The 22,968-nt window shown below is 34.4% G+C and carries 23 protein-coding genes and 1 pseudogene; 23 read left to right on the top strand and 1 reads right to left on the bottom strand.

Annotation, left to right across the window (positions count from 1 at the left end; translation table 11 throughout):
• Window positions 1–72 precede the first annotated feature (72 nt).
• From BOQ64_RS00925 to BOQ64_RS00870, 13 genes and pseudogenes are all read left to right on the top strand, one after another.
• Entirely contained in the window at window positions 73–1,602 is a 1,530-nt protein-coding gene (locus BOQ64_RS00925) for an FAD-dependent oxidoreductase (protein ID WP_129059609.1), read from the top strand.
• 31 nt (window positions 1,603–1,633) lie between these two features.
• On the top strand, window positions 1,634–2,287 hold the full coding sequence (locus BOQ64_RS00920; protein WP_129056823.1) for a DUF6766 family protein: 654 nt from the start codon (window positions 1,634–1,636) through the stop codon (window positions 2,285–2,287).
• 11 nt (window positions 2,288–2,298) lie between these two features.
• The gene (locus BOQ64_RS00915) at window positions 2,299–2,913 is read left to right on the top strand and encodes a hypothetical protein (RefSeq protein WP_129056825.1); all 615 of its coding nucleotides are present in this window, start codon (window positions 2,299–2,301) and stop codon (window positions 2,911–2,913) included.
• A 106-nt stretch (window positions 2,914–3,019) separates the two neighbouring features.
• Complete coding sequence (locus BOQ64_RS23530) at window positions 3,020–3,160, top strand: hypothetical protein (RefSeq protein ID WP_228448034.1); 141 nt, start codon at window positions 3,020–3,022, stop codon at window positions 3,158–3,160.
• The gene (locus BOQ64_RS00910) at window positions 3,148–3,798 is read left to right on the top strand and encodes a Ku protein (RefSeq protein WP_228448186.1); all 651 of its coding nucleotides are present in this window, start codon (window positions 3,148–3,150) and stop codon (window positions 3,796–3,798) included. The genes BOQ64_RS23530 and BOQ64_RS00910 overlap by 13 nt, the downstream gene beginning before the upstream one ends.
• A gap of 48 nt (window positions 3,799–3,846) precedes the next feature.
• Window positions 3,847–4,440, top strand: coding sequence for a DNA polymerase ligase N-terminal domain-containing protein (locus BOQ64_RS00905; protein ID WP_129056827.1), 594 nt, complete (start codon window positions 3,847–3,849; stop codon window positions 4,438–4,440).
• A gap of 82 nt (window positions 4,441–4,522) precedes the next feature.
• Window positions 4,523–6,385 (top strand): DNA ligase D, encoded by a 1,863-nt coding sequence (gene ligD / locus BOQ64_RS00900; RefSeq protein WP_129056829.1) that lies wholly within the window; start codon window positions 4,523–4,525, stop codon window positions 6,383–6,385.
• 182 nt (window positions 6,386–6,567) lie between these two features.
• Window positions 6,568–7,716: an NAD(P)/FAD-dependent oxidoreductase gene (locus BOQ64_RS00895; RefSeq protein WP_317127657.1), complete on the top strand. Its 1,149-nt coding sequence runs from the start codon at window positions 6,568–6,570 to the stop codon at window positions 7,714–7,716.
• Between the two features lie 217 nt (window positions 7,717–7,933).
• A complete protein-coding gene (locus BOQ64_RS00890) occupies window positions 7,934–8,104 on the top strand; it encodes a lmo0937 family membrane protein (RefSeq protein WP_129056831.1) in 171 nt (56 codons plus the stop codon).
• A 37-nt stretch (window positions 8,105–8,141) separates the two neighbouring features.
• Window positions 8,142–8,752, top strand: a pseudogene (locus BOQ64_RS24425) (DUF4142 domain-containing protein).
• Between the two features lie 291 nt (window positions 8,753–9,043).
• Complete coding sequence (locus tag BOQ64_RS00880) at window positions 9,044–9,922, top strand: helix-turn-helix domain-containing protein (RefSeq protein WP_129059608.1); 879 nt, start codon at window positions 9,044–9,046, stop codon at window positions 9,920–9,922.
• A gap of 90 nt (window positions 9,923–10,012) precedes the next feature.
• Window positions 10,013–11,068 carry an alpha/beta hydrolase gene (locus BOQ64_RS00875; RefSeq protein ID WP_129056835.1) on the top strand — a complete coding sequence of 352 codons (1,056 nt, stop codon included), beginning with the start codon at window positions 10,013–10,015 and terminating at the stop codon, window positions 11,066–11,068.
• A gap of 75 nt (window positions 11,069–11,143) precedes the next feature.
• Entirely contained in the window at window positions 11,144–11,707 is a 564-nt protein-coding gene (locus BOQ64_RS00870; protein ID WP_129056839.1) for a DapH/DapD/GlmU-related protein, read from the top strand.
• Window positions 11,708–11,978: 271 nt separating this feature from the next.
• Here the strand turns inward: BOQ64_RS00870 and BOQ64_RS00865 are convergent, their stop codons facing one another.
• Window positions 11,979–12,236, bottom strand: a complete 258-nt coding sequence (locus BOQ64_RS00865; RefSeq protein WP_129056841.1) for a hypothetical protein — start codon at window positions 12,234–12,236, stop codon at window positions 11,979–11,981.
• A 365-nt stretch (window positions 12,237–12,601) separates the two neighbouring features.
• Here BOQ64_RS00865 and BOQ64_RS00860 point away from each other — a divergent pair, with 365 nt between their 5' ends.
• The 10 genes from BOQ64_RS00860 to BOQ64_RS00815 all read left to right on the top strand — a co-directional run bounded on the left by BOQ64_RS00860 (window position 12,602) and on the right by BOQ64_RS00815 (window position 22,556).
• Window positions 12,602–13,102 carry a hypothetical protein gene (locus tag BOQ64_RS00860; RefSeq protein WP_129056843.1) on the top strand — a complete coding sequence of 167 codons (501 nt, stop codon included), beginning with the start codon at window positions 12,602–12,604 and terminating at the stop codon, window positions 13,100–13,102.
• Window positions 13,103–13,176: 74 nt separating this feature from the next.
• Entirely contained in the window at window positions 13,177–13,428 is a 252-nt protein-coding gene (locus BOQ64_RS00855; RefSeq protein WP_129056845.1) for a hypothetical protein, read from the top strand.
• 61 nt (window positions 13,429–13,489) lie between these two features.
• The gene (locus tag BOQ64_RS00850; protein ID WP_129056846.1) at window positions 13,490–13,744 is read left to right on the top strand and encodes a hypothetical protein; all 255 of its coding nucleotides are present in this window, start codon (window positions 13,490–13,492) and stop codon (window positions 13,742–13,744) included.
• A gap of 4 nt (window positions 13,745–13,748) precedes the next feature.
• The gene (locus BOQ64_RS00845) at window positions 13,749–14,039 is read left to right on the top strand and encodes a hypothetical protein (protein ID WP_129056848.1); all 291 of its coding nucleotides are present in this window, start codon (window positions 13,749–13,751) and stop codon (window positions 14,037–14,039) included.
• A 94-nt stretch (window positions 14,040–14,133) separates the two neighbouring features.
• Complete coding sequence (locus BOQ64_RS00840) at window positions 14,134–14,778, top strand: hypothetical protein (protein ID WP_129056850.1); 645 nt, start codon at window positions 14,134–14,136, stop codon at window positions 14,776–14,778.
• A gap of 117 nt (window positions 14,779–14,895) precedes the next feature.
• Window positions 14,896–15,111, top strand: coding sequence for a hypothetical protein (locus tag BOQ64_RS00835; protein ID WP_129056852.1), 216 nt, complete (start codon window positions 14,896–14,898; stop codon window positions 15,109–15,111).
• Between the two features lie 668 nt (window positions 15,112–15,779).
• Window positions 15,780–17,288 carry a T9SS type A sorting domain-containing protein gene (locus BOQ64_RS00830; protein ID WP_129056854.1) on the top strand — a complete coding sequence of 503 codons (1,509 nt, stop codon included), beginning with the start codon at window positions 15,780–15,782 and terminating at the stop codon, window positions 17,286–17,288.
• Window positions 17,289–17,599: 311 nt separating this feature from the next.
• Window positions 17,600–19,030, top strand: a complete 1,431-nt coding sequence (locus tag BOQ64_RS00825; protein ID WP_228448032.1) for an exodeoxyribonuclease VII large subunit — start codon at window positions 17,600–17,602, stop codon at window positions 19,028–19,030.
• A 225-nt stretch (window positions 19,031–19,255) separates the two neighbouring features.
• On the top strand, window positions 19,256–19,852 hold the full coding sequence (locus BOQ64_RS00820) for a Crp/Fnr family transcriptional regulator (RefSeq protein WP_129056858.1): 597 nt from the start codon (window positions 19,256–19,258) through the stop codon (window positions 19,850–19,852).
• Window positions 19,853–20,576: 724 nt separating this feature from the next.
• Entirely contained in the window at window positions 20,577–22,556 is a 1,980-nt protein-coding gene (locus tag BOQ64_RS00815; protein WP_129056860.1) for a hypothetical protein, read from the top strand.
• Window positions 22,557–22,968: the final 412 nt, after the last annotated feature.

Genomic DNA, 22,968 nt, shown 5'->3' with positions numbered 1-22,968 from the left:
GCCGGTAGAACAGTTCTTTCTGAAAGTGATACATTGAGTATCAGATAAATTAACAATTAAAACATTCTTATTATGTACAGAGACGGTGCAAGAAAAAGTATATGGCAGGAAGAGGTCAGGAAATTTTCTACAGAAACTGATCTCAACTCATTATTTGATGTTGCCATAATAGGTGGTGGAATTACAGGCGTTTCAACAGCGCTGAAACTTCAGGAATCCGGAAAAAAATGTGTTCTTCTGGAAGCTTCCAACATTGGTTTTGGAACAACAGGTGGAACAACGGCTCATTTAAATGATTTCTTTGATACTCCCTTTACACAGGCTATCAGTGATTTTGGTTTGGATAATGCTAAACTCTATGCAGAATCCGGAAGAGATGCTATTGAAATCATTGAAGATCATATTGACAGATACAAGATTAGTTGTGATTTTACCAGAAAATCAGCCTACCTCTTTGCATTGGATGAAAAGCAGGAAGAGCGGTTGAAAAGTATCGTTGAAGGAGCTGAAAATGTTGGCCATGAAATGAGTTATGTCAATGAAATTCCTTTTCCGATTCCCTTCAGAGAAGCAGTACTTATTCCCGGACAAGGACATTTTCATCCCATAAAATATATCAAAGGACTTTGTGATGTTTTTATCAGCCTGGGTGGTTCCATTCAGGAAAATTGTCTTTGTGAAAGTCATGATGAACAGGAAGATCATGTTATTTTAAAAACTTCAAAAGGAGAAATAAAAGCACGAAATATTGTTTATGCCACTCACATTCCTCCCGGAGTTAATCTTCTGCACTTTACCAATGCACCTTACAGAAGCTATGTTATGGCATTTACCCTGAAAAATGATAAATACCCTTGGGAGTTAGGGTATGATCTCTGTGAACCCTATCATTATTACCGAATTCAAAATATTGATGGTGAAAATTTATTGATTGCAGGCGGTGAAGATCACAAAACTGGACATGCGGAAGATACCGGAGAATGTTTTTCAAGACTCGAAAATTATGTAAGGAAATACTTTGAGGTTGAAACCGTATTTTACAGCTGGTCCAGTCAATATTATGAACCTGTGGACGGGCTTCCTTATATTGGAAAACTACCGGGAGCTAAAGAAAGAATTTTTGTGGCTACAGGCTTCAGAGGAAACGGAATGATATTCGGGACACTTTCATCGCAAATAATACATGATCTGATCACTACCGGGAAAAGTAAATATGGAGACTTATTTAATCCTTCAAGAATCAAACCCGTTGCAGGATTTTCAGATTTTGTGAAGGAAGCAGCAACTGTGGCCTTTGATTTTGTGAAAGACAAAGTTTTCAAAGATACAATTGAATCCTTTTCAGAAGTTGGAGAAGGTGAAGCAAAAGTAATCCGCTACGATTCAGAATCCTACGCTCTTTACAAAGAAATTGGCGGGACTTTACATTTGCTACGGAGTACATGTCCACACGCAGGATGTGAAGTTCGGTGGAACAGTGCAGAACTAAGCTGGGACTGCCCATGTCATGGTTCCCGGTTCAATGTCAACGGAAAAATCCTTACGGGACCTGCCACAAAGAATTTGCAGAAAGTATTTCCTTATCAAAAACGTGATTCATAAATATTTAACTGTCAGTTTTAAAGCCGAAAATATGTCACACCCAAGTTTCTTTTATCGCAACAGCTTAAGTATTGTATTGCTTACTCTGATGATTATCTTTCTTACAGGGCAGTTTTTTACGGGTTGGAAAACTGAAAATAAAGAATTGATTGCAAACGGGCAGGCAGCATTAAAAATCAATGAATACATTCAGAGCGGACATTTTATACAGGCTACTTTTGAAAACTGGGAAAGTGAATTTCTTCAGATGATGCTGTATGTTTTACTAACGGTATCTCTCAGGCAAAAAGGTTCCAGTGAGTCGAAATCTATGGAGGATAAAGAAGAGGTTGACAGAGAGCCTTTGGCACATTCCAAAGCACCATGGCCTGTGAAAAAAGGAGGAATATGGTTGAAACTCTATAAACATTCCCTATCACTTGTTTTTGCAATCCTTTTTCTGGCAAGCTTTATTTTACATTTCTATGGCAGCCTTACAGCTTTTAATGATGAACAGATGATAAAAAGTAAACCGGTTGTAACAGCATTACAGTATATTTCAGAATCAAGGTTCTGGTTTGAATCTTTTCAGAACTGGCAGAGTGAATTTTTAGCTGTGGCATCCATAGTGATTTTATCAATATGGCTCAGAGAAAAAGGTTCTCCGGAATCTAAACCGGTTGATATGCCTTATGACGAAAATTAAAAATGATACCTATGAAACCTAAAGAAATGTTCGGTGTTCCCATTCAGAAGAAAGGAAGTTACCACGACACAGAATCTAAGAAAAAGTATGTTGCCCCTGAGCATGTTGATCAGGTTTTCAACACACTGAGAGAAAGACTCATGTTAATCAACAATTGGAAAAGCTACTGTGGTGAAGGGTTTGCAGATTTTAAACTTTTCGATTCGAAGGGTGAAATGATCAATAGATACCCTTTAATTGGGGATTATATAAGAATTGATATTCCGGGGCCGGGAACCGTAGAAGCCAGGGGTTTCGACTGGGTTGAAATTGTTGACTTGTTTGAAGAGCAGACCCATGGTATTTGTCTTGATTTTGTGATGATGACTTGCAGGCCTTCGAAAAGCCCTCAGGACAAAACATCTGAATATATAGTACATTTTTATTCTGATCAGGCCACCTCTACATTTGGGATTTTTAAAGGAAGAGACTTTATTCAGGCAGGAATATACGGGAGAAATGAAACACCTAATATGGATGCTCAGTTTTTGGATAAAGCCAGAAACCTGCTGATTGCAGCCGGTGGAATGATAGGGGTATCAAAAATTGAATGGAAAACATTGGTGACTGGTTTGTTGGATTTTTAATAATTTGAAAATAAGGATGTTAAATAATTTATAAAAATATCCCAATAAATACTATTGACATCAATTTGGAAAAGGTTTTGTACTCTAACAGCTAAAAATTAAAAATATGAGAGCGATCTGGAATGGAGCAATAGGTTTTGGATTGGTAAATATACCAATCAAGCTGTACTCGGCCAGTGAATCGAGTACATTAGATCTGGATATGCTGGATAAAAAAGATCTCAGCAATATCAAATACAAAGGGTAAATGAAAATACCCACAAAGAAGTAGCCTGGGAAAATATAGTAAAAGGGTATAAAATAGAAGATAAATATATTGTATTGGAAGATGAAGATTTTCAGGCGGTAAGCCCTGAAAAATCAAAAATTCTCAGCATTTTACAGTTTGTAAAAGAAGAAGAAGTGGATCCTGCTCTTTTTGAAACCCCTTATTTTTTAGAACCTCAAAAAAATGGAGAAGCTGCCTATAAATTATTACTGAAAGCCTTAATGAAAACAAAAATGGCAGGTATAGGTTCCTTTATTTTAAGAGATAGTGAAATTCTTTGCATGATTCGTCCTTATCAGGATGAAATTCTTATGGTCAACAGAATGCGGTATCCGGAAGAAATGAGAGTGTATGAAGACCTGAAAATTCCATCAGGAAAAGCACCGAAAGCTGAAGAACTTAAAATGGCGGAAACATTAATTAAATCTTTAGCAGAAACTTTCGACCCTTCGAAGTACAGGGATACATACAATGAAGACCTTCTGAAAATTATAAAACAGAAAGCAAAAGGTAAAATAAAGAAAGTTAAAGAAACAAAACAGCCTGCGGGAAAAGCAACTGACCTTATGGCAATGCTGAAAGCCAGCCTGGAATCCGGAAAAAGAAAAGCAGGATAAGACTTTAATCAGATAATAATTTTTCGTTCAACTTTAAATTTTTGTAAGATGCCATTAGAAGAATATCATAAAAAGAGAGATTTTAAGGCAACTTCCGAACCGGAAGGCAAAGAAAAAGAAAGTAAAGCAAAACTGAGATTTGTGATTCAGCGTCACGCAGCAACACGTTTGCATTATGATTTTCGACTGGAAATGGAAGGAGTTCTTAAAAGCTGGGCCGTTCCGAAAGGCCCTTCCCTTAATCCTTCAGATAAAAGACTGGCAATGATGGTGGAAGATCATCCTTATGAATATCGCACATTCGAAGGAAGCATTCCCAAAGGAAATTATGGTGCCGGTGAAGTGGAAATCTGGGATGAGGGAACCTATGAACCTTTGGAAAAAATAGACGGAAAAAGTGATGATTTGGTGATGCGTTCGGAACTGCACAAACAATCTCTTAAGTTTATTTTGCACGGTAAAAAACTGAAAGGCGAGTTTGCTTTGGTGAAAATTAAAAATTCAACAGAGGAAAATGCATGGCTTCTTATCAAACATAAAGACCGCTATGCTGTTGCAGAAGATTATGATGCTGAAGAACATACTTCAAAAAATTCTAAAGTAACAGCTTATCTCCAGGAGAAAAGCAGTAAAAAAAAATGACACCGCCGAAAGCTTAAAACATTACAAAAATTATACGCCGGCACTTTCAGGAGAGAGAAAACTTCCCGATTTTATAAAGCCCATGCTCTGTAAAATAAGCGAAAAACCTTTTGACGACAAAGATTGGGCTTTTGAAATAAAATGGGATGGATATAGAGCAATAGCCGATATCAGAAATGGTGAAATCCGGCTATATTCCAGAAACGGACTGGATTTTTCAAAATCATTTAAAAAAGTTGCAGATGCACTCAAAATTCAAAGTCACGAAATGGTTCTGGATGGTGAAATCGTTGCATATGATGATAAAGGAAAACCTAATTTCCAATGGCTTCAGAGAATAGCAGAACAAAATACAGACCTGGTTCTCATCTATCAGGTATTCGATTTGTTATGGCTGAACGGACATTCCACAGAAAATCTTTCTTACCTACAGCGAAAAGAACTGCTTAAAGATGCTCTGATTGAAGATGATGTTATCAAGTATCACGACCATGTTCTTCAAAACGGAAAGGATTTCTTCCAGGCCGCCGAAAATATGGGACTGGAAGGGATTATCGCTAAAAAAGCTGACAGTGAATACAAAGAAAACATCAGAAGCTCCGAATGGCTGAAAATAAAAATTCATAAAAGTGACGAAGCACTGATCTGTGGTTTTACTGCTCCAAAAGGCTCAAGAAAACACTTCGGATCACTTATTTTAGGAAAATACCTGAATGGGGAACTCATATTTTGCGGACATACAGGAACAGGATTTACAGAACGAAGCCTTAAAGAGATTTACCAGAAATTACAACCTCTCGTGGTGAAACAATCGGCATTTAAAATCACCCCTAAAACCAATTCCAAAGCAACATGGTTGAAACCTGAATTAATAGCTGAGATAAAATATACAGAACTTACGAAAGATCATATCTACCGGCATCCGGTTTTTTTTAGACTAAGAGAAGATATTGATAATACAGATGTAAAATTTGATATGGATTCACCTCAAAAACAGCCTGAAATGAAAGCTAAAGCAACGACAAAAAAAGCACCAGATAAAGTCAAGAAAATCGGAAAACAGCAGGTTGCCCTTACCAATCAGAATAAAATATATTTTCCAGCGGACGGAATTACAAAAGGAGACATTATAGACTATTATCAGAGTGTTTCCAGATTTATTTTGCCCCATCTGAAAAACCGTCCCCAATCACTCAACCGTTTTCCGAATGGGATCGAAGGGCTTAGCTTCTATCAGAAAGATGCAGACGAACATACACCGGACTGGGTGGCTCTGCAAAAAATATTTTCTGAAAGTAACGATAAATACATCAATTATATCATTTGTAATGATAAAGAAACGTTGGCCTATCTGAATAATCTAGGCTGTATTGAACTGAATGTCTGGACAAGCCGTATACCAAAGGCCGATTTTCCAGATTATTTGGTACTTGACCTTGATCCTTCTGAAAAAAATACATTTGAAGAGGTGATAGAAACTGCATTAGCTGTTAAAGAAGTTCTGGATAAGGCAGGTATTACCGGCTATCCGAAAACCTCAGGAAGCTCTGGTATACATGTATATATTCCTATGGGAGCGAAGTATACCTATGATCAGGTGAAAGATTTTGGACATGTGCTTATGCAGCTGGTTCATCAGGAACTTCCGGAGCTTACGACACTGGAAAGAAGCCTTCAAAAAAGAGATAAAAACAAAATTTATCTGGATTATTTACAGAACAGACGAGCGCAGACCTTGGCAAGTGTATACAGCGTACGACCAAAGCCCGGAGCCCCTGTTTCCGCACCATTAGAATGGAATGAAGTAAAAAAGGGCCTTCACCCAACCGATTTTACAATCCACAACATGGCAGAACGTTTACAGGAAAAGGGAGATCTCTTCAAATCAGTTTTAGGAAAAGGAATAGATCTTTTAAAGGCTATCAATGGATTAGGAAATGTATAGTGATAATTCAAGGTTTAGAAGGTGAGAGTATTTTAACTTTAACATCGATCAGGTATGAAAAAACATATTGTCATTGTAGGTGGAGGATTCGCAGGGATTAATCTTATAAAATCTTTGGTAAATGATAACAGATTTATAATAACATTGGTAGATAAGAACAATTACCATTTTTTCCGCCGCTTATCTACCAGGTTGCCACTTCTTTTATTGAAGCGTCTAATATTAGTTATCCGTTCAGAAAGTTATTTTCAAACTATAGAAACGTACGGTTTTACATGGGGAGTTTAGTAAGGGTGATTACTGAAACCAAAACGATAGAAACGGAGAATGGAGAGCTTCAATATGACGAGCTCGTTTTAGCAATGGGAACAGAATCTAACTTCTTTGGAATGGAAAATGTCCAGAAATGCGCCCTGCCTATGAAAACTATTGATGAAGCAATTTATGTAAGAAATTATATGCTTTTGACCATGGAAGAAGCAGCAAGAAATAAGAACGTGAAAGACTTCCCGAAGTTACAGAATATCGTGATTGCAGGAGGTGGTCCCACAGGAGTAGAATTGGCGGGAATGATTGCTGAAATGGGACAATATATAGCAGAGAAAGAGTATCCCGAAATTAATCGGAGTTTTTCTCATATTTATCTTATCGACGCCCTTCCTTCTTTACTTTCTCCCATGAGTAAGATGGCTCAGGAAGCAGCTTATGATAAATTAGATAAGCTTGGGGTTAAAATTATTTTAAATGTTGCAGTGAAAGATTATATAAATTCAAAAGTCATACTGGCAGATGGAAAATCTATTGAAACAGAAACATTAATATGGACATCAGGAGTCATTGGCCGGGAAGTAAAAGGGTTACCTCAGGAAAGTATAGGAAAAGGGAGAAGGATTTTAGTAGATGAATACAATAGAGTTAAAGAAACAGATCATATTTATGCTTTGGGAGATATATGCTTGCAGACAACGGAAGAAAAATACCCCAAAGGCCATCCTCAATTAGCACAGGTTGCTATTCAGCAAGGTAAAAATTTAGGGAAGAATTTTAAAAGAATTGAAGATGAGAAAATCCTATCTCCATTTATATATAAAGATAAAGGAACAATGGCCATTATTTCTAAATTCAATGCAGTAGTAGATCTTCCAGGGTTTTCATTTAAAGGAGTTACAGCTTGGCTGACCTGGCTGTTTATTCATATTATTCCTTTGGTAGGTTTTCGAAATAAACTCCGTTTAGCGCTGGATTGGTTAAGATTATTTATTACAAATAATCCTTCAATAAGACTAATCCTTCGACCCAAAAAAAATAATTGGCAGAGCAATAGTAAATGATTGTACTCTGTATGATACTAAAAACCCCTCTAAGAGGGGATAAATAATGCTGGAAATAAATATGGATGATGGTTGTGTAAAGCTAATTAAAGAATAGAATTCTGTTTATGACCTGAATCATAAATAAAACATTTTTAAAGAGATACCTTTGGGTAGATGAGGTCCCAAGAGATGGGCAATGAGACTATTTTTATTGTATAACTTTAATTTTTTTGTTATGAGAAGTTTATTATGGTTAGTAGCAGTTATCTGTATTGTGGTATGGCTTTTAGGGATTTTAGGAATCATACCGGGGATTAGTACAGGATATTTAGTACATGTTCTATTGGTAATCGCAATTATTGTGGTTCTTTATAATATTATTACCGGAAAGAAACCACTTGATTAGATTAACAAGGATTCAAAATCACTTAAAATGTAATTATATGAAAAATTTAATGTTAACCCTTTTGTCAGTCTTTGCTGTCATGGCCTGCACAAAAAAGGAAAAAATAATTGAGCGTCAATCTACAGACACTACGGTAGTAGCAGTGCCTACAGACTCTCAAATGACAGTTACTGATTCTATCGCGATGTCTAATACAAAAGATGTTCAGAAATTAGTCAGTGATCAAGATCGGAAATTTGCAGAGAATGCAGCGAGAGGAGGTACTATGGAAGTGATGATGGGCAAACTTGCCATCGATAATGGCGGAAATACCGCTGTAAAAGCTTTAGGGACAATGATGGTTACTGATCATACCAATGCTAATAAAGAACTTATGAAATGGGCTTCAGAAATAGGACTTACACTGCCTACAGATTTAGATGCTGAAAAGCAAAAAAATATGATGAGCTGAAGTTAAAAAAAGGGGCAGAGTTCGATAAAATGTACGCAGATTTTATGGTGAGTGATCATAAGGAAGATATAAAAGAATTTAAAAAGGAAGCTTCAGAAGGGGCTAACTCTGCATTGAAGTCATTTGCTGAGAAAACAATTCCTACTTTAGAGCACCATTTGAAAGAATCTGAAAAAGCAAAAGGTATAGTAAAATAATATCCTTATAAATTATTATCATATTCTAGTTGTATTCGGGAAAAGAGATATTTTAAAAAAGTATGTTTTTCCCGAATTCTTTTTTTAATAAAGGATGAATTAATTTTGTTATAGATAAAAATGGCACCCTTTGTTTTAATGGGGTGTATGACAATGGTTAAATAAACTCTAATAAATATTACATCTCATTAGTAGATATGGATGATTTTTTTAAGTGTTAGGAATAATTAAGCTATAGCAAAGTACATTTTAGTATTTATATTTATAGTTTGATTTTCTTAACTTTGAAAAATGAAAGAAAAGGTAAAAAGAGTTGTTTCAGAATTCAATACTGAGTTAAAACTAAAAGGTTTCCGTGCGTTTCAGATTGAGCGGGATGGAAACGAAACCCGTATCTATAGCAGGAAAGAATTCTATAAAATCTGCCTTACAACCGGGAAAAGTAAGATTCATTATTCTGATAAAAGTTTCGAACAGGAAGGAACGGTACTTTTTTTCGGAAACCCGCATATTCCATATTCCTGGGAAACCATTTCAACAACTTATAAAGGATATACCATTCTTTTTTCCGAGGAATTTTTCAAGAATTCTGAACGCTCTGAAAGTTTACAGCAGTCATCTTTCTTTAAAATCGGTGGGACTCCTGTTCTGAAAATTACTGAAGAGCAAAGACAGTTTCTTAATACTGTTTTTCAAAAGATAATTGCAGAACAGGAAAGCGATTATATTTATAAGGATGAGCTGATACGCAACTACATCAGTCTTATCATTCACGAATCTTTAAAGCTGGAACCTGCAGAGGATTTCGACCAAAATAAGAATGCGGCATCAAGGCTATCATCAGTTTTTCTAGAACTGTTAGAAAGACAATTTCCCATTGAAACTACAGATCAATCTCTGCAACTGAAATCAGCTCAGGATTTTGCGAAAAACCTGAATGTTCACGTCAATTATCTCAATCGTGCCGTAAAAGAGGTTACCGGAAAATCTACAACGGCTCATATCACAGAACGTATTCTCACAGAAGCAAAAGCATTGCTGCAACACACTGACTGGAATATCTCAGAAATTGCTTTCGCACTTGGATTCGATTATCCTACATATTTTAATAATTTCTTTAAAAAGCAAACAGGAACCAATCCAAAAGCATTTCGTTTGATCGAGGTTTGAATTTCTTAATTTTTGGTTTGATTATCATTAACTGTTAGCACTCCGCTGTTTCTAATTTTGTATCAGTAATTTTTAATACAAAATTCAGATATGAAAATAGCAATAACAGTGATGGCTTTGTCCTTTCTTTTCATTGGGCAGGCATTTGCACAGAATAAAAAATCAAATCAAAGAACAATGATTGCAACCGAACAAAATGAACATTATACTTTTCAGCTCAGTGATAAAGTAACCCGAAAAGCAGTTACCTTCAAAAACCGTTACGGAATAACGCTTTCCGGAGATTTATACATTCCAAAAAATGCAGGTAACGAAAGACTGGCAGCCTTGGCAATCAGCGGACCGTTTGGTGCGGTAAAAGAACAGTCTTCAGGTTTATATGCCAATCAAATGGCGGAAAAGGGTTTTGCTGTTATCGCTTTTGATCCTTCTTATACCGGAGAAAGTGGAGGTGAGCCGAGAGATATTGCTTCCCCAGACATCAATACGGAAGATTTCAGTGCGGCAGTTGATTTCTTAGGACTTCAACACAATGTAGACCGCAACAAAATCGGAATCATCGGAATCTGTGGCTTTGCAACTTTTGCGTTGAATGCGACCATTGCCGACAAACGAGTGAAAGCAGTAGCGACAACAAGTGCTTATGATATTTCCAGAGTGAGCGCCAAAGGATATTATGATAAAATGACTCCCAAAGAACGTACGAAAGCTTTTGAAACAATGAGTCTGCAACGTTGGGTGGATGCTGAAAACGGAAAGCCTGAATATCCGACAACCCATTTACCTGAAAAATTAAACGGTGATGAACCTCAGTTTGTAAAGGATTATTTTGATTATTACAAAACGCCGAGAGGGTATCACAAACGTTCTTTAAATTCCAATAAAGGCTGGACGAAAACGAATTCGATGTCTTTTGCCAACTCGGTAATGTTGAGTTATATTAAGGAAATTTCTCCAAGACCAATGCTTCTGATTGCCGGAGAAAATGCACACTCCAAATATATGAGCGAAGATATTTACAAAATGGCTGCGGAGCCGAAAGAATTGATGATTATTCCGAACGCTGTTCACGTAGATTTATATGACAAAGTGGATGTGATTCCTTTTGAAAAACTGGATCATTTCTTCAGAACAAATTTGAAATAATTGAACATTGCAATAGCTAAATCCGCTTGTTAAAATGGCGGATTTGGCATTTTTATTTTTCTAAATATTAAAAAAATGAGCTTTAACAAAGATATTTTCGCCAGACTAAAAAATGGTGAAACAATTATGCCTAACGACCCGGAAATCTACAAATTGCAGGAAGCTTCTTATGAGGTTAAAAAACAATTAATTCAACTCAATAATTCCACAGAACCGGGTGAGATTTTAAAAATATTAAGTGAGATTGTCGGTGAAAAATTGGAGAATGTAGCGGTATTTACACCTGTTTATATCAACTACGGAAAGCATCTCAGCATTGGTAAAAATGTATTCATTAACTTTGATTGTACCTTTCTTACTTTGGGCGGAATTACTATTGAAGATGATGTTTTAATCGGCCCGAAAGTTAGTTTGATAACTGAAAATCATCCTTTAAAACCTCAGCACAGAAAAGGATTGATAGGAAAATCTATTCATATTAAAAAAAATGCGTGGATAGGAGCCAGTGCAACCATTCTTCCTGGAGTGACGATTGGCGAAAATGCTGTGGTTGCAGCTGGAGCTGTGGTTTCCAAAGATGTTCCGGATAATGTTGTGGTGGGAGGGATTCCTGCAAAAATCATAAAAACAATTGAATGATAAGTAGGTGTAAAATATTTAACTGTTTGATTATTATTATTATTATTATAGTGCTTAGTTTATCTTTATTACTTTAATGATTTCTTTCCTCCGGTTTTCCATCTTCCCAGTCTAATTTTTCATGTGGATAGCTTTGTTTATAGCAAAATATATTTTTGAAAGTAACATTTTTAAGATACTCATCACATTGCCTAAAGAGGATTTCATAAGGATGGACAATTGTGTTCTTCTATGGAACATTTTTTAGCATTATACAGCTAGTCTTTATAAATCACCTTACTTCCTTGTCTATTATTTTCATGATCTCTTTTGCTCTGATTTCATCTACGAATTCTCCAGGTGTTGGATCCGGATAATAACTTAATGCTGCTTTTTCCCTGTGCCACTCTCCATTATAGTATTCTTCTCCCTGTAATCCTGTATCTTTATACATCACTGCTCTTAGTAGTGAATAGTTTTCCTTATTACAGATATTTTCTATCTCAAAGTGATAATATAAAATCTTTTCTATTGTATCTTTTTTATTCATTTTCAAGTAAATTTATATTTTTTTTGAATTTTTTTAACATTATTTTTGATGATATGCATGTTTATGCTATTCATAAGACTGGTTATTTAGTTTCTTTGTCTAATATATATTTTTTAGCAAGTGAAATAGATTGATTCGACGGTTATTGGTGATTTTATTGTTATTATTTTTATAAAAGAACAATCAGTACTTTTGAATACATCAACTATCTAAAATTAATTATCCGTTAAAATATTAAATATGGGAAAAATACTAATCTTTTGCTCCCTTCAGTCTTTTTGCTGTAAGTGACCAGTACATGATGAAATATTTAAATCACAAATTACCAGAGACAAATGGCTTAAATACTATGAAAATAATTAAATATGATACCAGTAAAATTATTAAAAATAGAAAATGTTGAACCGGCAGGCGTAGATAATTTGAATAAATTTATTCTAGGTTTAAATAATGTTATGGGACATCCCATAGAGGTTGTAAATAAGGTCGATAACAATTTTGATGGATATTATTTATTACCAATGGGGTTTACAATTCCCGAAGATGGAAATGGCTCTGTAAAAGAAAATATTAATCAAAAAGTGTTTTTGTTGGGTGTAATTAATAGTAATATTCCAAGAATACTGGAAGAATGCAGGCCGGCGGGATTAACGAATTGGGCACTTTTTTTTAAAGCTGGAACAGGAGTAATAGGGAAGACAGAAGTGATTGATAAAGTATCAAATCGTGAAGAAGGTGAAGATATATGGTATGAAGATTTAGGTTATGATCAGTATATGCCGATATTGCAAGATGGTACTTATGAAACTGTAGCAAAGTCTATTTTAAGTTATTTACAAGCTTATGATGAATGTATAAATAAGTAAGATTTACAATTCTCTTCGAGCCAGGTATACATAGAAAAATATACAGACCCCTAAAATATAAATTTGCTTAAAAAATGAATGAAGAAAAAGAAATAATCAAAATAATTGATTTCATTTATGTTCATGATGATGAAGCTGGATTCAAAGAATTACACAGAAGGGTATTATATAATCAATTAGGAGAAACAGGAGAGACATATTACAATAAACAATGGCATGAATTTTCTCAAATAAATAGTTATTACCCGGACCCAACACCTGGTGAGTTTATAGATGAGGCAAAGGCTGAAGAGATCATACAAATAATAGATAAAGAAGAGAATTGAATTTTTGTAAAACCATTGGCACAGATAATGTGAAATAAAAAAAATGAAAGCAAAAAAAATAATGTACGCTATATCGGCAGTAACTCAGTTTACGTACAATTTCAATAAAGAAAATAATACAAATATTGAAAACACAGAGGAAATACTAGATGGCTCTCCTTTCGTTACCATAGATTTTAAAGATACCCCTTTTCAATTAATTTTTACATATACCTATGAATTGGGAAGAATCCAATATCGGTTAGAAAAAGAAGAAGAGGAATTTCTACCAGTAGCACAGTATCCTTTTCCTCCTGATGAAGATATTCTAAGTTAAAAAAATGAGCACAGTAATTTTGAAATTAAACGGCATTTTTAACATGTCTTTTGGTAAAACATTTTTTACTGGAGAGTCTGAAAATAGCAGTAATTTTATTCATGGTAAATCAAAATGGGATATTTTTATTAATGATGTTTATTTTAATACAATTGAATTTGAGAATGAAAATCTATCATTAGCGAAAAGTGAAATTGAAACAAAAAATAGATCTTTTTCTTATAATGGTTTTTTTGATAAAGAACAATTAGATTTTAAAGGCCAGCACATAATATTGAAATTAAAAGAAAATTAAATTGCTGTCATTCAATCACAATGTTTTTTTAGGGTTTAATATCAAGTAACAGTATTGATTTAACCTAAATAATTTTTTTATAAAATCTAATTAGATGAATAACCAAATGCACGAACTCCTTTATCACTATGATGAAGAAGGAAATGAAGGATATGATTTAAACGAAGTACAGCTCCTTGGAAAAATAGATTTAGACAGAGTTGAAAAATTAAAATTACTTCTCTGTAATGATGATCAATATATTGCTTATCAGGCTATGCTTATTTTGCTTGCCTGGGCAATACCAGAAGGATTTAAACAACTTGATCGGTTCATTTCTGAAAAATGGGATGAAAAAGAAAGTTTTGAGCCTCATAGACTCCACAATGAAGACAATGTATATGATGTAATTACAAACGCCTTATATATTTCGACATTAAATGGAAAGACGGAACAAGAACTCTACCGATATATTGAGTACTTTTTGAAGATTTATGGGGATCAGTTTTTTGAATCTAATCTAAAAGATTTTCTTTTAAAGAAAAACTGCAGACCACTTTTAAAAGAAATAGAAGAGGCAAGTCAAAGAGCCTTGAGAAATAAAAGGTATTATCAGGCAAGTCAGCTGTTTCCAGTACTTGTTTATTATGACCAAGATACTTTTAATAAATACAGAGATATTTTTAGTCATTTAATAAGTGAGGATAATAGAATTGCATATAATATAGAAGAAGCTGAAAAAAGTATTTCAGAGATATAATATTAAAAGGTATAACATTAGTTTCTTAATAGAAAATAGATAATAAATGATGCTCCAAATATCAGTAATTGATGATGAATAGTAATATTTTTTATAACATATTAAGTTTCTTGTAATATGAAAAATTATAAAAAAGAGTTTAATTATATCGTATATTATTCAGATAGTACAAATGAACAAGATGATTTGCACTTCTATGCAGAAGATTTTGGGCAAGAAAAAATGCACGGTATTTTCAAGCTAACTTTAGGCCTTCATTTTCCAGTAATTTTATTTTTACCAAAGATTGAAAATCTAAGTAAATCCTGGCCTCCTTATATTGATTATCATTAATACAATCTGCTCAAGATATTCACAAAGCATTACTTCTTACGGAGTCTTATATTGTTTTACCTTGCAATGAATGGTCAGGACAGGTAAAAATATTAGAGTCTGAAATTAAAAACCCAATTTATTCAGATCCGGAAACTTATTATGGATATCAAAGTACCATCTTTTTTATTACTGATGAAGAATATGAAAACTACAAACAGGAAGCTGAAACAATAGATGAATTAAATGACTTAGAAGAACATAGAGGGTATGAAACGATAAGTCAGACCCGTACAGAAGATTTGGAAAGATATATGAAACTACCTTTGTTTATAAAAGAAAAAGTATTACCCTATTTTAATGATCATGACTTATATGAAATTAGCCGAAAAAAAGATGAAAAAGGCAATATTAACTTTACCCAAACCATAGGAAATAAATAAAAACACATCATTTATCAGAAAAAGGAATTTTTTCTGTTCATACTCTAAAATAATTAATATTTAGGGAAAATCTTATTTCAATAAAAGCAATTCAGCTTCTAAAGATGTGAACAGCCGGTTGACATTTGTATTGTGGCGTTTCTCATATGAATCTTCAGAAGATATAATTATGTTTTATTATTATCTTTAACAGTCTTCGAATTATGTTTTGTAGACGATAAAAACTAATGCCAAAACTTAAATTATATGAAAACAAATTTACTATCAGACCATTTTCTTTCCCAAAGAGTTATACTGCTCTCATTATTATTCCTGCTGAATTCTTTTTCTTATGCTCAGAAAGTATACGTCAGCTCCCAAAATTCGCAGATTTATGGATTATGTGTAGCCTGTTCTCTTCTGGATGCACAAAATACACTAGGAGATAATGAAGATGATTATTCTTCCATGGCAATTCCCATTGGTGCTATTGCCAGAATTGAACAGACTTTGATTTTTCCGACAGTAACCAAACAGGAAAAGATTATTATAGGGATCGGTACAGGGCAGGGGAGTTTATCAGTACAGTTACTGAGCGGTGTTGCTGTAGAAACATTTAACGGGAATATTTCAAATAATGATTATCAGATCGTTAATAATGAAATTCTTAAACTTGGTATAGCTAATCCGACACGAGGAACTGTAGAGCTGTTTGTTTCTAAACCTTTTGATCGTGTAAGGATTACTTTAAACAGTGGGCTTCTAAATCTTAATGGGGGGCTTAAAATTTATTATGCTTACCACAGGCCTCACGGCTGTACGTATCCACCTTTTGATCCTCTGCATTACTATTCGTTTAACGGAAGTCTCAATGATCCAGTAAATGGACATGGGATGATGAGTGCTCTCCCTCCTGTTTACCAAAATAATATGCGCTGCGGGCAGGGGTTGGGAACCACGGATGATCAAACCAAATATAGTCTTACAGGTGAAATCAAAAAAATAAATGGGAAGACATCCCGAGACATTGCCCTTAATCACAGTATTTCATTTTGGGCTAAAATTGCACCTAAGCAACCCGGAAAGAAATCTCCTTCACTAGCAGTTGAACCGATATTGGATAGGCTGGCTGTACTACCGGATAGTCTAAAGCTTGCGATTTCTTCCGCCTATCCCAATTTTGGGCTGGGGGATAATACAGAGTTTGGCTGGGCTCCTAATACATCGTCTTTATTTGAACACTATCTCATCAGGAATAAGGATGGATTAATGGAAGTATTTAAAAATGGTCAACTAGTGGTCAATGGAGGAGCTAATTTTTATTTTGACCTGAATCCTTTTGAGGCTATTATCAATCTGGTGGGGAATAATATCTCCAATATTGTTACCTTGGATCGGGCACAGATTGATGAATTGATCGTATATGATAAAGCCCTGACATGGGAAGAAATAAAGATGTTATATGATTCTTATAACTGGAACGTCAGTGGTCTATCATCTGTCCCGGGTGTAACGTCCAAAACTGATTTTAAAGAGGATATAATAGTAAAAGTTTCTCCTAATCCTACCACAGGTACTGTCAATTTAGAGGGGAATGTGGATTTGGAGAAGTCAGAAGTTTTCATCAGTAATCTCTCAGGTAAAGAAGTATACCGTACTAAACTGATTTCAAAATCTTTTGATATTCCTTCTTATTTGCCTGTAGGGATGTATTTTATTCTTATTAAAACCAGAGGTGAAAAAGTATATAATCGTAAAATTATTCTCAACAGATAATCTTTTTTATAAGATATATTTAGCAACTAATCCTGTCTACAGAGGAAGATATAGTGATTAGTCTACTATAACACAGCAATCCTACCTAATAGTTCATCCAGGTCTGTAGCTTATAGTGAAATTTTAATGGGTTGTGATGCAGAGATTATTGCCTCACTGTTTATAGTTGAGATGATAAATAATGCCTTTATTTTAAGGGTATCTTGAAAATGAACTTTTTTAGTAAGGGCTGGAAGGGAATTATCAAAATTCATCTGAATATAATTAAAATAGCAATACCTTTGGCATCATTTAATTTTGAGTCAGAAAACATGCAGGAAAATGAGCCTTCGTATCAGATATATTCTCCAGGGTCAGTACTGGGACTGTTTAGTAATGCATTGAAGATTAATGCAACGGTTAATCTTATTTACTTAAAAGGTAGATATGCTTATGGGGGTGGTAAGGCGTATGGTAACTACTATTACGACAATTTGTTTTCGGAATCGGATAATATTTCAATTGGTGTTAGAATTTCGGCATTGCTGAGAACGAAAATTGTCAATAATGAGGTGTATACCTTAAAGGGATATATTGAAAAAAGCATCAAAAACTCTTCTGTGGAGTTAAGGTTTGTTGTTGATGAAATTATACAGCAGGAGGAGAAGATGATCTCAGAAGAGGAACTACAACGGTATGAACTTATACAGAACAAACTGGAAAAAGGATCAACGGATCTGGAAACGGTAATCAGAAATAAAATTCTAAAGGAAGAGCCCATCAGAATGGCCAATATTTATGGTAATAATGCAATTGTTCAAAGAGACTTTGCTGAAGGGCTGGATGTATCACAGAAATATTTTCAAATTTCGGAATATACCTGTAATATAACTTCATCCACTTCTATCATTTCTAAAATTGAAGAGGTAGCAGAATCAGATTATGATATTATTGCACTTGTAAGAGGAGGAGGAGATCGTCAGAGTATGGAAGCATTTAATGATATTGCATTATCAAAACTCTTTATCAGTTTACCAGCCGTAACGGTAACAGCTATTGGACATACAGTAGATGAAACTTTACTGGATAAGCTGGCAGATAAACGTTTTCATTTGCCTCATGAATATGGGGCAGGACTGCATACTATTGTTGAAAAGCTTTCACATGAAAAATCAAATTCACGGGCATTACTGATTGATGAGGTTAAAAAAGATGTAGGTAAGCAGTTTGCAGAACAGGTATTAACACTTGAAAAGCAGCTTAAAAAGAAAAATGATGAATTTACCGAAGCTCAGAAGACCTTTAAGGAGCAGTCAGAAAATCAGGTAAAGACTTTTACTGAACAGCTTAAAGTTCGTAATGAAGAGGTAGAGAAGCTAAAGAAAGATCTCTCGGAGAAACATGGAGAACAGATAAAGACTTTGACAGAACAGCTTTCAAAAAGAACGGAGGAATTTCAGAAGTTTCAGGAATTGTCATCTAAACAGCTTCAGGAAATGCAAAAGAACTTTTCTGAGCAACAAAAACTGAGACAGCAGGAAATGGATAGTTACAAAAAGGAGCTTGCTGTTTTATATGAAAAAAATATACAATCAGCTATTAATGAGAAGACTGCTTCTCTAAAGGCTGGAATGGAATCTTTACAGCAGGAAAATCTTAGATTGAATGCTGAGGTGAATAATACTAAAACAGATTATATGAAGATTGTTATTGCTGGTATTATTGCCTTGGTGCTAGGTTTTGTGATAGCGAAAGCTGTATAATACATAATGTTTTTTTTCTATGTAAAGGTTGCTTTCATTATCCTTTAAATTAATTTAAAAGTTTTATTTTCAGATATTTATTTTGTTTCTACCCACGTGGCAGTACCTGCTAGATAGATCCCAAACTTGCCTTAATAATGAGTTGATGGTATAAATTTTGTACTCAAAAATTACCAATTTTTACTAAGAATTTTCATTGTACAACCATATCTAAAAAATAAAAGTATGATCATCGATGAGAATCTTTTGCTCGAAAATGGAGCTGTTTATGAAGATTATCCCGCAAAGGAAATTATCTTTCAAATGGGCGATATGCCACATTTTTATTTCCAGATTGTGAGGGGTACAGTCGAATTGAACAATTACCATGAGGATGGAAAGGAATTTACCTTAAATATTCTCAGGGAAGGACAAAGTATTGGAGAATCACTGCTATTCAGTGAAAAGAACTATCCGATGAATGCAGTAGCTAAAACTGATTGTACGCTATTGAAACTCTCAAAATCTAATTTTTTTAAACTGGTATCTGAAAATCGTGATTTTATGTTTCAGATTTTTAGAAATCTTTCTGACAGATTATTTTATAAGTATGTAATGCTTTTTGGTAATTCAGCATCAGAACCAAGCACTAAAATTATGTCTTTAATGGATTACTTTAAAGAATGTGCACATCAGCCGGAACCGTATAGTTATGAAGTCCCTTTGACAAGGCAGCAGATTGCTAATTTGACAGGTTTGTGTGTCGAAACCGTTATTCGAACTGTCAAAAAAATGGAGCAGGAAGAACTTGTTAAAATTAATGGCCGTCATATCATGTATTAAATTCCCAGATATGCTTTAAATACCACAATAAGCCTTCTATCTATAGAAGGCTTATCTTTTAATCATACTATTCAATTAAGTCAATAAAGAATCTGTTAATGTTCAACGTCATGTAAATTAATTACAACTAAGAAAAACTTTCATAAATCCTTTTTTTTAATCAATTCCTATAAAATTTAACAATTATTTAATTCTCATATAAGTGATCAGATAAGTCTGTATTTTTTTATTTATCTTTGCAAAAAACTTAACCAAGTGAATCTTCCACAAGAAAGAATTAAAAAAAAGATTGTTTCTTATTCAATCAACAAGGCTTTAATAATCATATAATTATGAAGTCCAATGTTTCCAAACCTACTTTTTATACCCATTCTAAATTAAAAGATGATCTCTGCATCAAATATTTATATAAAGGATCTCTGACTGTTGAGTGTTGGAGCTTGAAAATTTTACTCAAGTATCCTTGCAATAAGTGAGAAAAGCCTTTAATGTTTTGACTATCTAATGCTTATCTTATCCATTTTCGTATGTTTCTGAAGAAAAAACAGATATCATTAAAACGATTCGTGCCTATTTTGCTTATGAGTGCTCATATGCAGGATAAGAGAATCAAAGAATTACAAAAAGAAATACAGAAACTGAAAAAGTAATCTGTATTCACATTACTTCCAGGCTAATTTCAAACAATCATTTCTTTAAAACTAAAGTATTTAAACATTTAATTATGCAAAAAAATATTACAATTTTATCTGCTCTTTTATTATCCGTGGCAGTATTAGGTCAGATCGGTGTTAATACACCGGATCCCAAGGCAACGCTTGATATTGCAGCATCACCGGCAGATCTTACTAAAGTAGATGGGGTATTAGCACCAAGATTAACAGGTAACCAGTTGAAGGCCAAAGATGGACTATATCTTGCTGCACAAACAGGTTCTATAGTATATGTAACAGCTGCAGCAGTACCTACAACCACTAAAACTGTAAATATAACCACAGGGGGGTACTATTATTTTGATGGAGCAGTTTGGCAGAAATTAGCGAATGGGGCAGCAGCAGAGCCATGGAACGTAGAAGGCACTACAAATCCGGCAACAGCAAATTCAGAAAATATATACCAGACCGGTAATGTAGCTATAGGTACCCCATATCCCACTACGGGGGTTAGCCTGGATGTAAGAGGAGCCGTTCATTTGGGATCCGGTCATTCTGCAAGTGCCACAATAGGTTTACATTCTCTAGTATCAGGATCGAATAATATTGCTGAAACAGAGTTTTCTGCAATTTTAGGAGGAAGCGGTAATAAGACCATTAAAAATCCTAATAGTTCAAATGTTGTGAGGTCTAATTTTATTATAGGTGGAACTTCTAATGAATCACAAGCACAAGGAGCGGGTGTTATAGGTGGTATTTATAATAAAGCAATTGGCGCGCATTCTATTGTTCTGGGAGGAAGCTTTAACGAAACTCTAAATGCTCATTCGGTAGCTGCAGGTACTTCAAATACAGCAAATGGATATAGTGAATTTGTAGCCGGTATGTTTTCTACTAATTATGCATACACAAGTTTGGTTGGAGATGAAGGAAAAAACCGTCTTTTTAATATAGGTAAAGGTAATAGCGTATCAAGGGCAGATGCTTTTACTGTTCTGGGGCATGGTAAAGTAGGTATTGGTTTTAATAATTTTGAGACCCGCTACACAGGCGAGCTGCTACAAGTTAATGGTAATGCGCAATTGGTTAGTTTACCAACCCAGGGAGCTAACATAGCTACAGATAAAGTGGTAATGGTAGATAATACAGGGGTATTAAAAAGTGTTGCAACAGCAAGCCTAATACCATCTAATCCAGATGCATGGTTTTATACAGGTAATACAGCAACTGCAACATATTTTCTAGGTACACTGAATGACGTACCCCTTACTTTTAAAATAAACAATCAACATGCCGGACAAATAACCAATGAAAATGCGTCGTACGGACACACAGCGTTACGAAATAATACAACAGGTGTTTATAATAACGCTTTTGGTAAATCAGCTTTATCGGCAAATACAACAGGATTTGGAAACCATGCTTTTGGTCGAGACGCTTTAGCCACAAATACTACAGGGGAATTTAACAATGCCTTTGGATATAAATCTTTATCATCCAACACCACAGCACATTATAATAATGCTTTTGGGAATAATACCCTGGCTGTTAATACCACAGGATGGAGAAACAGTGCTTTCGGACAATATACTTTAGCTTCTAATACGGCAGGAAATAGCAATAGTGGGTTTGGAGATGGTGCTTTGTCCTATAATACCACAGGATCTTATAATACAGCTATGGGAGGAGGTAGCTTAGCTTATTCCACAGGTAATAATAATACAGCTATAGGATATGACTCCGGCCCTGTTGGAAGTCAAGTTAATTTGTCAACGATTAGCAACAGTACAGCCATTGGTTATCGTGCAAAAGTACAAACCAGTAACAGTATGGTATTAGGAGCTTCTAACAGTCCAGATGAAATTAATGTAGGTATCAACACTACTGCACCACAAGCTAAACTGCATATTATTAAAAATGCAAGTCAGTTAACACCTGCTATTATAGAAGGCTGTAACGTATACGCAGATAATGCAGCTGCAACAGCAGCAGGCTTACCTGTCGGAGCTTTATACAGAACAGCTATAGGGGTACTAATGGTAAGGTACTGATACTTGTATTTGATTTACTTCTTTGATAAAGTTTACTAAAAGAAGACGCAACAAAATTAAACCAACAATTATGAAACTAAAACAATATTTATTTCCTTAATTGTTGGTTTAGTATTGGCTAATGTTTTTAAATAATTTTTTCTTTAGTGAGGAGAACTGCTAATTGAAATAATGTTTTTGCCTGATATTGTTTAGAAATTGTATTTAATCGTTTTTCAATTAAACTTTTACTGATGGTGATAGAGTGGTAAATAATGAGTTGTTCCCTGATTTCTGTTATCTTATAACCTTCTGATAGATACTTTATGATGAGTAGATCTCTCTTTTCCATTGTTTAAAGATAATGATTTTCAATTTGGATGTTGGAATCAATTGATGTATGGGAACTGAAATAAGATGTATATTAAACTAG

This window comes from Chryseobacterium sp. CH25 (genome assembly GCF_004119455.1).
Lineage (GTDB): Bacteria > Bacteroidota > Bacteroidia > Flavobacteriales > Weeksellaceae > Chryseobacterium.
This window is presented reverse-complemented; position numbering and strand designations above follow the sequence as displayed.

Bases quoted from the DNA above. Each gene is read 5' to 3' on its own strand.
- BOQ64_RS00815 (WP_129056860.1), top strand. From the start codon at position 20,577: ATGCAAAAAAATATTACAATTTTATCTGCTCTTTTATTATCCGTGGCA.
- BOQ64_RS00880 (WP_129059608.1), top strand. From the start codon at position 9,044: ATGAAAGAAAAGGTAAAAAGAGTTGTTTCAGAATTCAATACTGAGTTA.
- BOQ64_RS00855 (WP_129056845.1), top strand. From the start codon at position 13,177: ATGAATGAAGAAAAAGAAATAATCAAAATAATTGATTTCATTTATGTT.
- BOQ64_RS00820 (WP_129056858.1), top strand. From the start codon at position 19,256: ATGATCATCGATGAGAATCTTTTGCTCGAAAATGGAGCTGTTTATGAA.
- ligD (WP_129056829.1), top strand. From the start codon at position 4,523: ATGCTCTGTAAAATAAGCGAAAAACCTTTTGACGACAAAGATTGGGCT.
- BOQ64_RS00825 (WP_228448032.1), top strand. From the start codon at position 17,600: ATGCAGGAAAATGAGCCTTCGTATCAGATATATTCTCCAGGGTCAGTA.
- BOQ64_RS00865 (WP_129056841.1), bottom strand. From the start codon at position 12,236: ATGAATAAAAAAGATACAATAGAAAAGATTTTATATTATCACTTTGAG.
- BOQ64_RS00905 (WP_129056827.1), top strand. From the start codon at position 3,847: ATGCCATTAGAAGAATATCATAAAAAGAGAGATTTTAAGGCAACTTCC.
- BOQ64_RS23530 (WP_228448034.1), top strand. From the start codon at position 3,020: ATGAGAGCGATCTGGAATGGAGCAATAGGTTTTGGATTGGTAAATATA.
- BOQ64_RS00860 (WP_129056843.1), top strand. From the start codon at position 12,602: ATGATACCAGTAAAATTATTAAAAATAGAAAATGTTGAACCGGCAGGC.
- BOQ64_RS00845 (WP_129056848.1), top strand. From the start codon at position 13,749: ATGAGCACAGTAATTTTGAAATTAAACGGCATTTTTAACATGTCTTTT.
- BOQ64_RS00870 (WP_129056839.1), top strand. From the start codon at position 11,144: ATGAGCTTTAACAAAGATATTTTCGCCAGACTAAAAAATGGTGAAACA.
- BOQ64_RS00915 (WP_129056825.1), top strand. From the start codon at position 2,299: ATGAAACCTAAAGAAATGTTCGGTGTTCCCATTCAGAAGAAAGGAAGT.
- BOQ64_RS00925 (WP_129059609.1), top strand. From the start codon at position 73: ATGTACAGAGACGGTGCAAGAAAAAGTATATGGCAGGAAGAGGTCAGG.
- BOQ64_RS00850 (WP_129056846.1), top strand. From the start codon at position 13,490: ATGTACGCTATATCGGCAGTAACTCAGTTTACGTACAATTTCAATAAA.
- BOQ64_RS00835 (WP_129056852.1), top strand. From the start codon at position 14,896: ATGAAAAATTATAAAAAAGAGTTTAATTATATCGTATATTATTCAGAT.
- BOQ64_RS00890 (WP_129056831.1), top strand. From the start codon at position 7,934: ATGAGAAGTTTATTATGGTTAGTAGCAGTTATCTGTATTGTGGTATGG.
- BOQ64_RS00830 (WP_129056854.1), top strand. From the start codon at position 15,780: ATGAAAACAAATTTACTATCAGACCATTTTCTTTCCCAAAGAGTTATA.
- BOQ64_RS00920 (WP_129056823.1), top strand. From the start codon at position 1,634: ATGTCACACCCAAGTTTCTTTTATCGCAACAGCTTAAGTATTGTATTG.
- BOQ64_RS00875 (WP_129056835.1), top strand. From the start codon at position 10,013: ATGAAAATAGCAATAACAGTGATGGCTTTGTCCTTTCTTTTCATTGGG.
- BOQ64_RS00840 (WP_129056850.1), top strand. From the start codon at position 14,134: ATGAATAACCAAATGCACGAACTCCTTTATCACTATGATGAAGAAGGA.